The organism is Microbacterium karelineae (genome assembly GCF_009745985.1).
GTDB lineage: Bacteria > Actinomycetota > Actinomycetes > Actinomycetales > Microbacteriaceae > Microbacterium > Microbacterium karelineae.
On record NZ_WFIX01000184.1, the window covers coordinates 18298 to 30904 of the forward strand.

The following is a 12607-nucleotide window of genomic DNA, read 5'->3' on the forward strand; positions in this document are numbered from 1 at the left end:
CTCCTCTCGAGTGACACCTGAGAACACCCGCATGACCATTCGCACTCAAGGAGGCGCACCATGCTGAGGCTCATCCTCACGCGCATCGGCCTCATCGTCCCGCAGCTGCTGATTCTGAGCGTCGTCGTGTTCCTGATGACCTACCTGGTTCCCGGCAGCGTCGGAGCATCGATTCTGGGCGTCACCGCGACGCCCGAGGGGATCGCGCAGATCGAGTCGCAGCTGGGCCTCGACCGGCCGATGCTCGTGCGCCTCGGCGAATGGTATGCGGGTGTTCTCGTCGGCGACTTCGGCACGTCGTATGTGTCGGCTCGTCCGGTGACCGAGCTGTTCGCCGAACGTCTCCCGGCGACGTTCTCTCTTCTCGGTGGCGGCATCCTGATCGCTCTCATGCTCGGCATCGCCGTCGGCGTGATCGGCGGCACCAAGGCGGGCTCCGTCCGCGACCGACTGTCGACGGCGTTCTCGTCGCTGTCGATGTCCGTTCCGGAGTTCTGGATCGGCATCGTCCTGCTCCTGGTGTTCTCGGTCCAGATGGGCATCTTCCCGGTCGTCTCCTATGTTCCGATCGACCAGGACCCGATCGGCTGGCTGCGCGGGCTCATCCTGCCCGCGGTCTCCCTCGGCATCGTCGGCGCCGCGCTCATCGCCCGCCAGACGCGGACCGCGATGGCCGAGACCATGAGCGCGCGCTATGTCGACACTCTCCTCGCAGCAGGCGTCTCCCGGGGCCGGGTGATCCGCCGGTACGCGCTGAAGAACGCTCTCGTCTCGACGCTGTCGGCGGCCGGCATCGCCGTCAGCATCATGGTCGGCGCGAGCTTCGCGATCGAGAAGGTCTTCGCCTACCCCGGCATCGGCAGCCTCATGCTCCGCAGCGTGACCGGCAAGGACTTCGCAGTCGTCCAAGGAGGCGTGCTGCTCATCGCCCTGATCGTGATCATCGTCAATCTCGTGCTCGATGTGAGCTACGGGATCATCAACCCGAAGGTGCGTGCACAATGAGCGCCACGTACACGACGACCCTCGCGCAGAGGCCGCGCGAGCCTCACCGTCGCAGCAATGTCGGTCGCATCGTCGGACGGCTCGTCCGCCAGCCCGCCACGCTCGTGTCGGCCGGTTTCATCGTCCTGCTCGTCCTTGTCGCCATCGGCGCCCCGCTGTTCGCGCCCTACGCACCGACGGACAGCTCGCTGCAGAACATCTTGACGCCCCCGAATGACACGTTCCCGCTCGGAACCGACGATCTCGGTCACGACCAGCTCACACTGCTGCTCTTCGGGACCCGTGTCGTTCTGACCGTCGCGGTCGGTGCCGTCCTGGTGGCGGCGATCGTGGGAGTGCCTGTCGGCCTCGTCCTCGGCTTCTACGGCGGATGGTGGGACCGCATCGGCATGCGCTTCGTCGATCTCGCTCAGGCACTGCCCGGCATGCTCATCGGCATCGCCATCGTCGCGATCTTCGGCCGCAACATCTTCGTCCTCATGGTCGCGATCGGTCTCATCTTCGCCTCGGGATTCACGCGCATGGTCCGTGCGACGGTGCTCGCCGAGCGAGAGAAGGCCTATGTCGAGGCGGCAGCCGTGTCGGGCCTCACGAATCCGCAGCTGATCTTCGGCCAGATCGTCCCGAACCTTGTCGGCCCGATGGTCACACAGGGCGCGGTGTTCTTCGGATCCGCGATCATGATCGAGTCGGCGATGAGCTTCCTCGGAGTGGGCCTGTCCGGAGACGTGCCGAGCTGGGGGTCCATGCTCAGCCTGGCGGTCGCCAACATCAATGCCGCGCCCCACCTGACGTGGCCCCCCGGCATCGCGATCGTGCTGACAGTGCTCGCGTTCAACACCTTCGGCGACGGCTTCAACGACGCGATGACAGGTGAACGCCGCCGCACACCGCGCACACGCCGCGCCGTGGCTCCGGCCCCCGCTTCGGCTGCGAATCCGGCTGAGACCGCCGCACTCAGCGCCGAGGAGGTCACCGTCACGCTCCACAAGCCCGGCGAGGGCGAGGTCGACATCGTCCGCGATGCCTCCGTCCGCGTGGCCAGGGGCGAGATCGTCGGCCTGCTCGGTGAGTCGGGATCCGGCAAGTCCACGCTCGCGCGCGCCATCCTGGGCATGCTGCCGGGAGGCGTCTGGCAGAGCGGCGGCTCGGTCTGGATCGACGGAGAGCAGACCTCGCGTCTTTCCGCCGCGCAGATGCGCCGGTTCCGCGGCAACCGCATCGCTGCCGTTTTCCAGGACCCCATGACGGCCCTGTCGCCTGTCCACACGGTCGGCCAGCAGCTCGTCGAGCCGCTGCGCATCCACAAGGGCATGAGCCGGAAGCAGGCGCGCATCCGCGCCGTCGAACTGCTCGATCGCGTCGGCGTGAAGAACGCGGCCGACCGGCTGGATCACTACCCGCACCAGTTCTCGGGCGGAATGGCCCAGCGCGTCGCGATCGCGATGGCGCTCGCGGCCGATCCCGATGTGCTCGTCGCCGACGAGGCGACGAGCGCCCTCGACGTGACGACACAGGCCCAGGTGCTCGACCTGCTGCTCGACCTGCGCGACGAGTACGGCATGGGCGTGCTCATGATCACGCACAGCCTCGGCGTCGTCGCAGAGGCCTGCGACCGGGCCGCGGTCATGTACCGCGGTCGCATCGTCGAGGACGCGCCGGTCGAGCAGCTGTTCGACGACCCACAGCACCCTTACACGAGGGCGCTGCTCGCCGCGAATCCGGCGGACGCCGTCGGTGCGAGGAGGCTTCCGACCATCGATACGGCGATGCGCGCGGAGATCGACGCGGCCGTCGATGCCGACAGACTCGCGGAGGTGGCCCGATGAACGCCCCGCTGCTCGAGGTCGATGACCTCGCCGTCACCTACGACGGTCCGATCGGACTGTTCCGCTCGCGCCGGCCGGAGCCGGCGATCGAGCACATGACCTTCGACGTCGCCGCGGGCGAGACTCTCGGCATCGTCGGCGAGTCCGGGTCGGGCAAGTCGACGACCGGGCGGGCGATCCTCCGTCTCGAGACGGTGACGCACGGGGCCATCCGATTCGAGGGGCAGGATCTGTCGACGTGGGGACCGCGCACACCGCTGTCCTACCGTCGCCGGGTGCAGGCCGTCTTCCAGGACCCGTCTGTCTCGCTCAACCCGCGCCATCTCGTGTCTCACGGCGTCCAGCAGGCGCTGCGCCGGCACGGCGTGACCGACCGGGCGGAGGTCGCGGATCGGACCCGCCGCGCGTTCGAACTCGTCGGGCTCACGGCCGATCACATGAATCGCTTCCCCAACGAGCTGTCGGGGGGCCAGCAGCAGCGCGTGGCCATCGCTCGGGCGATCGTGCTCGAGCCGAGCCTCATCGTCTGCGATGAGGCCGTGAGCGCCCTCGATCTCTCGACGCAGGGGCAGATCATCAACCTGCTCGAGGACCTTCAGTCTGAGACCGGCGTGAGCTACCTGTTCATCGCCCACGACCTGAGCGTCGTGCGCCATATCGCCGACCGGGTCGGTGTGATGCGTGCCGGGCGCCTCGTCGAGCTCGCCGAGACGGAGGCGCTGTACGAGGACCCTCAGGATCCGTACACCCGCTCGCTCCTCGCGGCGACGCCCGCGTCGCACCCGTCTGGACGCGACGAGCGTCGCGCCATCCGTCTCGCCGGGCGGGCGGAGGCGACATGATGGCGATGGCTACACTCGCAGAGGACGTTCGTCGCGCCGGGGACCGCGCGGCGCGAGAGGAGTTCACCGATGGATCGACTCGTCGTGATGCGCACGTTCGTCTCGGTCGCCCGCTCGGCGACGTTCGCCGGTGCCGCAACCGACCTGTCGATCTCGCCGTCGCTCGTCTCGCGACATGTGGCCGACCTGGAGAAGCAGGTCGGTGCCCGGCTGGTGAATCGCACACCGCGCTCGGTCAGCCTCACGGCGGCGGGAGCCGAGTACGCCGATTTCGCGGAGCGGATCCTCGAGGAGATCGAGGAGATCGATTCGCGTCTGACGAACGACCAGGGTGCTGCGGAGGGTCAGCTCAGCATCTTCAGCCCGAAGTGGGTGGGGAACCTCGACCTCGGATATGCGATGGGGGAGTTCATCCGCGAGCATCCTCGGATCCGCGTGAAGTTCGAGCTCGGCGTACCGTCGGACCGCGTATACGACTTCCTCGACCGGGGCTTCGACGTCGCGTTCCACGCGCGTGCGCCGAGGGATTCGCGCGTGAAGGTGCGACGGATCACGGATCTGCCGTTCATGCTCGCGGCCTCGCCTGCGTACCTGGGGGAGCACGGAACCCCCGCGACGATCCACGATCTGGCCGATCATCGACTCATCCTCCACACGAGCGACTCGGTGTGGCGTCTCGGCCGCGAACCCCACACGACCCAGTTCAAGGTGCATACGCCGGCGGCGCGCACGAACGCCTATCTGCAGGTGGAGCAGTTCGTCGAGGAGGGCTGCGGCATCGGCCTGGTTCCGCGCGGTCCGGCGCGAGAGGCGCTGGAGGACGGCCGCGTGGTCGAGGTGCTTCCCGAGCATCCCGTCCCGTCGCGATCGCTGTACGCGGTACACGGTCCGGGCGGCGAGACGCCGGAGCGCGTCAAGGTCTTCCTCGACTTCATCACGGATTGGTTCCGCAGGCGCGAACGCCCCTGACCAGGCACCGCATCCGGTCTCTCACCCGCGCACACGGCGTGTCGGGCGCCTTCGGCGCGCACGCACGGATTCCCGGATCCCTCCGAGCTTCGACGCTCTCGACAACACAGAAGACGAGGACACCATGACCACCGACATCGCGATCATCGGCGCGGGCCCGGGCGGCCTCCTCACGGCGCTGCGCCTCCACCAGAAGGGTCTCCGGCCCACCATCTACGAGACGGTCCCCGAACTGAAGCCGCTCGGCGTCGGCGTCGACATCAAGACCGTCGGCACCCGCGAGATCGACGAGCTCGGCATGCTCGAGGAGTTCCGCGAGATCTCCGTCGACGCCGAGGACTCCATCTTCTACAACCACTTCGGTCAGGAGATCTACGCTGAGAAGTGCGGCGTGCACATGGGATACCTGCACGAGCAGCGCTTCGTGCACAGGGGCATCTTGCAGATGCTCTTCTACCGCAAGGTGCTCGAGCGCCTCGGCGAGGACGCCGTCGTCTTCGGCGCCCGCGTCGTGAAGTACGCGCAGGACGCCGACGGCGTCACGCTCGATCTCGAGCACCGCGACGGTCGTACCGAGCAGGTGCGCCATGAGGCGGTCATCGCCGCCGACGGCATCAAGTCGGCTGTGCGTCGGCAGATGCACCCCGACCTCGCCGCTCCCGAGTTCTCGGGCATCACGATGTGGCGCGGCACCACGCTGCGCGAGCCGATCCGCGGCGGACACTCGATCTTCCACCTCGGCGACCCCCGCATCTCCACCATGATCGTCTACCCGATCGCCGAGAACTTCGAGAACTCGGGACTCGATCTCATCAACTGGGTCGTCGAGACCAACGGCGAGGAGACGATCGAGGACTGGAACCAGGTCGCGGACCCCGAGGAGATCATCCCCGCGTTCGACACACTGAAGCTGCCGTTCCTCGACGTGCAGGAGCTCATCCGCGAAGCCCGCGAGGTGTACCTCTTCCCGCTTGTGCGCCACTTCCCGGTCGACACCTGGGTCGACGGCCGTGTCGTCCTGCTCGGCGACGCCGCGCACGCGATGTACCCGCGCGGCGGCAATGGCATCACCCAGGCGATGCTGGACGCTCGGGTCCTGTCGGAGAAGCTCGTCGAGCTCGAGGACCCGGTCAAGGCGTTCCATGCATACGATGCCGAGCGCCGCCCGATCGTGACCCGCATCGTCGACGCCATGCGCGGGGAGGGCTACGAGGTGATCCGGCGCATGGTCGCCGAACGCACGGACGGCAGGCCGTTCGAGGACATCGAGGAGGTCCTCCCGCTCGCGGAGGCGGACGAGATCTTCAGCGGATACCACCGACTCGTCGGCGCGCCTCGACCAGGGTTCGGAGCGGGCGAGGCCACGGGGTTCCGCACATGGGACCAGCAGCCGTCCGAGATCCCCGTCTGACGGGCATCGCGAGAACGAGAGAGGAGGAGCGCATGGATCTCGGGATCTCGGGGCGCGTCGCGTTCGTCGCGGCCTCGTCGCAGGGGCTCGGCTTCGCCTGCGCGCGGTCCCTCGCTCGCGAGGGCGTCAGCGTGTGGCTGAACGGTCGCGACGAGGCGAAGCTCGCTCGCACGGCGGAGCAGCTGCGACGCGAGGTGCCGGATGCCCGCGTCTCCTACGTGGCGGCGGACCTCGTCGCCGCCGAGGGAAGGCAGCGGATCCTCGACGAGGTGCCTGATGCGGACATCCTCGTGACCAACAACGCGGGGCCACGGCCCGGCGCGTACCAGGACTGGGACGAGGACGCGCTCGTGTCCGCGCTGCGCGCGAACGCGGTGCCCGCGGTGGAGCTCATGCGGGCCTACCTGCCCGGCATGCGCGCACAGCGCTTCGGACGGATCGTCAACATCACGTCCGCGATGGTCAAGAGCCCAGCACCCGATATGGGCCTGTCCACATCGGCGCGTGCCGCGCTCACCGCGATCAGCAAGTCGATCGGCAAAGTGGCCATGCGCGACAACGTCACCATCAACAATCTGCTCCCGGAACGCGTCGATTCACCTCGTCAGCAGTACATGGCGGAACGGCTCATGTCGAGCGCGGGGATCTCGCTCGACGAGGCGCGGGACCGGATCGCCTCGACGGTCACCGCGGGACGCCTGGGCAGGCCCGAGGAGTTCGGCGATGCGTGCGCGTACCTGTGCAGCGCTCAGGCCGGGTACATCGGCGGCCAGAACCTGCAGCTCGACGGCGGCTCCTACGAAGGACTGATATGACGAACCTCCGACCACCGACTGACGAGACCCGAGCGGAGATCATGCGCGTGGAGGAGCGACGCCAGAGGGCTCTCATCGCGGGCGACCTGCCCGCTCTCGACGACCTCTTCGATGACACCCTTCTGCACGTGCACGCGCCAGGTCTGATCCATCGCAAGGCGCAGCTGCTCGAGCACGTCGCGACGCGACAGGCGTATCTGGAGATCACGCGGGGCGAGCTCGACATCCGTGTCGCCGACGGCATCGCGATCGTCACCGGCGCGATCGTCAACCGCATGCGCGCCCCCGGCGGCGGCGAGCGCACCCTGGAGGGTGTCGCGACGCAGGTGCTCGCGCACGGCGAGCGCGGGTGGCGATTCGTGAGCTTCCAGATGACGCCGTCCGGCGAGGAGGTCTGGCCCGCGCTGCCATCCGAGGCGGCGCACGACGATGCGCCGGCGGCGCAGGAGAGGAGCATGTCGACATGAGGCTCGCACGATTTCGGCTCGATGGGGGCGATGCCCGCCTGGGGCGGGTGGAGGACGGACGCATCGTCGACGTCTCCGATGCACCGGGCGCAGGAACCTCGCTCCGCCGGATCCTGCCCCGCCTGGCGTCCCTGGGTGAAGCACTCCGTGAGCACGATGGGACCTCCTACGCGCTCACCGACGTCGCGCTGCTCGCGCCTGTGGACGATCCGCAGAAGTATCTGGGGATCGGCATGAACTACCGTGAGCATGCCAAGGAGGCGGAGCAGGCGGGCATCCCGATTCCCACGAGCCAGCTGTGGTTCAACAAACAGGTCTCGTGCATCGTCGGCCCGCACGATGCGATCGAGAAGCCCGCGATCAGCGACCAGCTCGACTACGAGGTGGAGCTGGGCGTCGTCATCGGGCACCAGTGCCGGAATATCGCCGTCGGCGATGCGCGCTCCGTGATCGCGGGCTACCTCGTGGCGAATGACGTGTCGGTGCGAGACTGGCTGCAGAAGCGCTCTCCGACCTTCACTCTCGGCAAGTCATTCGACACGCACGGGCCGATCGGGCCGTGGCTCACGACCGACGACGAGATCGCCGATCCGCTTGACCTGCGGATGACGCTGACGGTCAACGGCGAGACGCGGCAGGACTGGTCGACGGGAGACATGATCTACGACATCTACGAGCAGATCGCCTACCTGTCCCAGGTGTTCACCCTCATGCCCGGAGACATCCTCGCGACGGGCACGCCGTCGGGGATCGGGGCGCCGACGGGCGACTTCCTGCGCGTCGGCGAGGTGGTACGGGCGGAGATCGATGGTCTCGGCGCGATCGAGAACCGCGTCGTCGCGGCGTCGTGAATCGCGAGAGCATCGAGCTGCCGGGATTCGGACACGACAATCCGATCCCGGCAGCCAGCCGCATCGGCCCCTTCCTCTTCTCGGGCGTGCTCACCGGACGCGACCCCGAGACACGGGAGATGCCCGGAACGCTCGACGCGCAGTGCGTGAACGTCTTCCGCCATGTGACGACGCTCATGGACACCGCGGGCGGGTCGGTCGATGACATCGCCAAGCTGACGTTCTGGCTGGTCGACTATCGCGATCGAACGGCCCTGAACCGCGAATGGCTCGCGATGTTCCCGGATCCGTCGTCGAGGCCGGCGCGGCAGGCGATGGCGGCCCGGCTCGACGGGGGAGCGCTCGTCCATTGCGACCTCGTCGCCGTCCTCGGTGAGTCGTGAACCCGGCGCGCCCGGGACGCATGCGAGATTCGCGCACGGGCGTGAGACCGAGTAATATCATCTCTCGTGCCGCTCGCGCGGTGCGAGACGCCGCCTTAGCTCAGTCGGCAGAGCGATTCACTCGTAATGAATAGGTCGTCGGTTCGATTCCGACAGGCGGCTCAGACCGGAAGCCCCGTTGCCTCTCAGGCGGCGGGGCTTCGTCGTGTCGCGGGCCGGCGCGGCGGCGGGCTCGCATTCAGATCGTGCAACTTTATCGTGCACATGAATGTTGACAATCCTGTTGTGCGGATCGTTGGGCGTCCATACGGTGTGGTCGGACGCGTTCGACGAGGAACGCGCCGTCCCCAGGAGGGCAACTCGCATGCTGAACAAGAAGACGACCCCCGCCATCGCCAGGCGAGCAGCGACCGGCCTCGGCACCGCCGCCGTGGTCGCGCTCGCCGCCGGCGTCCTCACGGGAGGGGGCCTCGACCCCGCGGGACACGTGCGTGACGACGAAGCCTCGCTCGCTCTCGACACGAGCGACTACGCGACGATCACGGTCACGATCGACGGCGTCGAGACCCCGGTCCGCTGGTATCAGGAGCTCTGCTACGTCGCTGACCCGATCAGCGTGCCGGACGCGCCTGGCGATAACACGGCGTGCGGCTACCAGAGCATGAACGTGTTCGTGCCCGAGGCGGTCGCCGATGATCCGGATGCCGCGATGTACCTCGGCTTCGACAACAGCGGGTGGTTCGCGAGCTACGTGCGCGCGCAGCTCGTCGACGGAGCCGTGTACGACAGCGCCGAGAGCGCCGCGGCCGCCGCGCTGAAGGCGGGATACATCTACGCCGACGTCGCGACCAGGTCGCGAGGCATCGCCGGCGAGGAGGGCGACTGGGTCGGGAAGGCGCCCGCCGCAGTGGTCGACGCGAAGGCCGCGGTCCGCTATCTCCGGCTGAACGATGACGTGCTCGCAGGCAGCGCGGAGAGGATCATCGCGGCCGGGACCAGCGGGGGAGGAGCTCTCGTGTCCGCGCTCGGCGCGTCCGGCAACAGCCGCGACTACACCCCGTATCTCGCCGAGATCGGCGCGGCGGGCGTGCACTCGAGCGCTCAGCAGTCGATCTCCGATGACGTGTTCGCGGTCGTCGCATACTGCCCGATCACGGACCTCGGGAACGCCGATGCCGCGTACGAGTGGCTCTACACGCGCTTCGACACGCGCGCCGAGTCGGGACAGGATCCGTACCCTGACGCGAGCGCGGCGCTCGCCGCGGAGTATGCCGCCGTCCTCGACGCGCAGAAGCTGCGCGGAGCCGATGGCAAGCGGATCGACGCCGACGGGATGCTGGCCGAGATCGAGGCGCAGCTCGTCCGCTCGGCCGAGACCTACATGGCGCAGGGGGGCGTCATCCCCGACCTCGGCGAGGAGGTCGCGACCGGCGAGACGACGCTCGTGAACGACTGGATCGACGTCGATGCCGATGCCGCCGAGGTCGATGCATTCGATCTCGAGAACTATCTGCTCTACGTCGTGACGACGCGCGAGCTCAAGCCCGCGCCGGCGTTCGACCAGACCGGCGTCGCCGAACCGGGGGCGGGCGGAGGCCCCGGCAGCGGCGAGTCGAACCTGTTCGGTGACCCGGACGAGGAGTACTCGAACTTCACCGAGTACTCCTGGAACGACAACGCCGCCGCAGGCGACGGGATCGGGCGGGACGATACGGGTCTCACCTGGGACCAGCTGCTGCGAGACCGCGACACCGTCGTCGACGAGCAGGTCGACCTCGTGGATCCGATGGAGTACATCGGCACCAACGCCGACACGGCCTCGCACTGGTACGTCCGCCACGGGGCCCGCGACCGCGACACCTCCCTGACGGTGTCGACCGCGCTGGCGCTCGCGCTCGAGGGCGACCGACGCGTGGACGACGTGAACTTCCAGTTCGCGTGGGATACCGGACACGCTGGCAACTACGACATCCCCGAGGCCATGGCGTGGCTCGAGGTCGCACTCGCCGACTGAGCCGTGCCCGGACAGGTCCCGGCATCCGAGGCGATGCCGGGACCTGTCGCGGTCTGCGGTCACCCCCCCCGCGGGCCGAAGTCCGCCCGGTCGGACGCTCTCACCGACGCGTGATCCGGATCAGCCCGCCGCACGCCGGTAGCGCTCGTAGACGACCTGCGAGGAGAACGTTCGCGTCTCGACGAGTTCGAGGGGGATCGGGTCGACGACGTGCGGCAGGAGGGGAGTGCCGCCGCCGACGATGATGGGATACCGGAAGATGCGGAACTCGTCGACGAGGCCGAGTTCGATCGCCTGGCGGGCGATGTCGGCGCCGCCGATCTCCACGTCGTGATCGGTCGCCTCGAGAACCGTCTCGATCTCGTCCGCGACCGTGCCCTCGGCGAGCCGCGCGCTCCCGTCCACGCTCTCGAGCGTGTGGCTGAAGACGACCTTCGGCAGGGCCGTCCACACATCGGCGAACTCGGACTCGTCCGGCGTGCCGCGCATCGCGGGGTCCGTCTCCCAGACGCGCATCGTCTCGTAGAGCCGGCGGCCGCAGACGATCGCACCGAGCTCGCGGACGCGCGCCAGGTGGAAGGCGAACAGCTCCTCGTCGGGCGCGGACCAGTCGAACGAGCCCGTCCGGTCCGAGATGAATCCGTCGACTGAGACGCCCATCGACAACAGCAGCATGTGTCATACCCCTTCGGTCGAGATCGTGCGTGATGACACTACGCCGTCCCGCACGATCACGGGAGGGGAGACGCCGCGTCAGGCGTGAGCGCCGAGCCGCTCGAGGGCGCGAGCGCGCGCACGGTGCCCCCACAGCTCGTCCGCCACGATCTGCACGACGGGCGCGAGCGCGATGATCGCGAGGCTCACGACCAGCGGTCCGCCGGCGGCGCCGAGCGCGACCGCGATCACGATGAGGGCGACCGAGACGAGCATCGCGCCGACCTCGGCGCGCACATGGGCCCAGCCGATGAGGATGGCGCGCATGACCTCGAACCCGACGAGGACGAGCGTGAGGGGGATCGCGACGGCCAGCAGCGCGACGACCGCATCGACATGCTCCGGATCCTCGATCGCGTAGGCGCCGACGTGCAGGCCCGCGCCGATCGCGGCGATGGCGGCGAAGATCACGATGTGGCCATAGCCCCACGGGAAGGCGCGCGAGGGGCGCGCATGGAGCGCCGCGCCGGATGGCAGGAGGAACCACAGCCACCAGAGCGCGAACGTGATGCTGAGGCCTGCGAGGGCGAGGACGCCGAGATCGAGCGTCCATCCGGAGGTCTCGAGCACCGTGGCCACCGCGACCTCCGTTCCGACGACGCTCTCGCCGAGGGCGATGATGACGAGCAGACCATAGCGTTCGGCGATGTGGTGCGCGTGCCACGGGGTCTTCCCCCGCCGCTCCGCGATGACGGGGCCGGACAGCTCGACGCCGTAGAGGACGACGGATCCGACGAGCATCACGAGGGGCGTGGTCTCGAGAAACGCGAGGGCGATCCAGCCCACCTGGGCGACCGCGAGCGCCGCCGCATAGCGCAGTGCGGTCGGGCGGTGCGCGGGGCTCTGCACGGCGACGCGCAGCCACTGGACCAGCATCGCGACGCGCATGATCACGTACCCGATGACCATCCCCGTGTTGTCGAGCGCTCCGCCGGTCGGATCCTCTTCGAGCGAGGCGAACAGCGCGGGGATCGACACGGCCATGACGACGACGCCGACCATCTGCAGCATGGTCATGGCTCGGAACAGCCAGTCGTCGGTGTCGAACGCGGACGAGAACCACGTGTAGTTGATCCACGCCCAGATCGCCGCGAACATCGCGAATCCGAAGCCGATCAGGCCGCCCGTGACGTTGTCGTGGTGGATCTGTCCGGCGAGGCCGTTCGCCGCCTGCGCGAAGGAGATCACGAACACGAGGTCGAACAGCAGCTCGAGCGTGTTCGCGACGCGGCCGCGGTCGTGCGGGTCTCGACCGGTCATCCGGCGGAGGTGGTGGTGGAGTGCGTCGGCAGTCATCGCTCAGCAGG

The 12607-nt window shown here is 68.5% G+C and carries 12 protein-coding genes and 1 tRNA gene; 11 read left to right on the plus strand and 2 right to left on the minus strand.

The window, feature by feature from the left end:
• Positions 1 to 60: 60 nt before the first annotated feature.
• From GB932_RS11435 to GB932_RS11485, 11 genes are all read left to right on the plus strand, one after another.
• Complete coding sequence (locus GB932_RS11435) at positions 61 to 1005, plus strand: ABC transporter permease (RefSeq protein WP_156760829.1); 945 nt, start codon at positions 61 to 63, stop codon at positions 1003 to 1005.
• Positions 1002 to 2834: a dipeptide/oligopeptide/nickel ABC transporter permease/ATP-binding protein gene (locus GB932_RS11440; RefSeq protein WP_156760830.1), complete on the plus strand. Its 1833-nt coding sequence runs from the start codon at positions 1002 to 1004 to the stop codon at positions 2832 to 2834. Before GB932_RS11435 ends, GB932_RS11440 begins: the two co-directional genes overlap by 4 nt.
• Positions 2831 to 3676, plus strand: coding sequence for an ATP-binding cassette domain-containing protein (locus GB932_RS11445; RefSeq protein ID WP_156760831.1), 846 nt, complete (start codon positions 2831 to 2833; stop codon positions 3674 to 3676). Before GB932_RS11440 ends, GB932_RS11445 begins: the two co-directional genes overlap by 4 nt.
• A gap of 69 nt (positions 3677 to 3745) precedes the next feature.
• Positions 3746 to 4645, plus strand: coding sequence for a LysR family transcriptional regulator (locus GB932_RS11450; RefSeq protein ID WP_156760832.1), 900 nt, complete (start codon positions 3746 to 3748; stop codon positions 4643 to 4645).
• Between the two features lie 124 nt (positions 4646 to 4769).
• A complete protein-coding gene (locus tag GB932_RS11455) occupies positions 4770 to 6056 on the plus strand; it encodes an FAD-dependent monooxygenase (protein ID WP_156760833.1) in 1287 nt (428 codons plus the stop codon).
• Between the two features lie 32 nt (positions 6057 to 6088).
• Positions 6089 to 6871 carry an SDR family oxidoreductase gene (locus GB932_RS11460; protein WP_156760834.1) on the plus strand — a complete coding sequence of 261 codons (783 nt, stop codon included), beginning with the start codon at positions 6089 to 6091 and terminating at the stop codon, positions 6869 to 6871.
• Positions 6868 to 7338, plus strand: coding sequence for a nuclear transport factor 2 family protein (locus GB932_RS11465; protein WP_156760835.1), 471 nt, complete (start codon positions 6868 to 6870; stop codon positions 7336 to 7338). The genes GB932_RS11460 and GB932_RS11465 overlap by 4 nt, the downstream gene beginning before the upstream one ends.
• On the plus strand, positions 7335 to 8189 hold the full coding sequence (locus GB932_RS11470; RefSeq protein WP_156760836.1) for a fumarylacetoacetate hydrolase family protein: 855 nt from the start codon (positions 7335 to 7337) through the stop codon (positions 8187 to 8189). Before GB932_RS11465 ends, GB932_RS11470 begins: the two co-directional genes overlap by 4 nt.
• Positions 8186 to 8572 (plus strand): RidA family protein, encoded by a 387-nt coding sequence (locus tag GB932_RS11475; RefSeq protein ID WP_156760837.1) that lies wholly within the window; start codon positions 8186 to 8188, stop codon positions 8570 to 8572. Before GB932_RS11470 ends, GB932_RS11475 begins: the two co-directional genes overlap by 4 nt.
• A gap of 89 nt (positions 8573 to 8661) precedes the next feature.
• Positions 8662 to 8734, plus strand: a tRNA-Thr gene (locus GB932_RS11480).
• 202 nt (positions 8735 to 8936) lie between these two features.
• Positions 8937 to 10586, plus strand: coding sequence for a subtype B tannase (locus tag GB932_RS11485; protein WP_156760838.1), 1650 nt, complete (start codon positions 8937 to 8939; stop codon positions 10584 to 10586).
• Positions 10587 to 10706: 120 nt separating this feature from the next.
• Here the strand turns inward: GB932_RS11485 and GB932_RS11490 are convergent, their stop codons facing one another.
• Both GB932_RS11490 and GB932_RS11495 read right to left on the minus strand, forming a co-directional pair.
• Entirely contained in the window at positions 10707 to 11261 is a 555-nt protein-coding gene (locus GB932_RS11490; protein WP_156760839.1) for a dihydrofolate reductase family protein, read from the minus strand.
• Positions 11262 to 11339: 78 nt separating this feature from the next.
• Positions 11340 to 12596 carry a low temperature requirement protein A gene (locus GB932_RS11495; RefSeq protein WP_197517451.1) on the minus strand — a complete coding sequence of 419 codons (1257 nt, stop codon included), beginning with the start codon at positions 12594 to 12596 and terminating at the stop codon, positions 11340 to 11342.
• Positions 12597 to 12607: the final 11 nt, after the last annotated feature.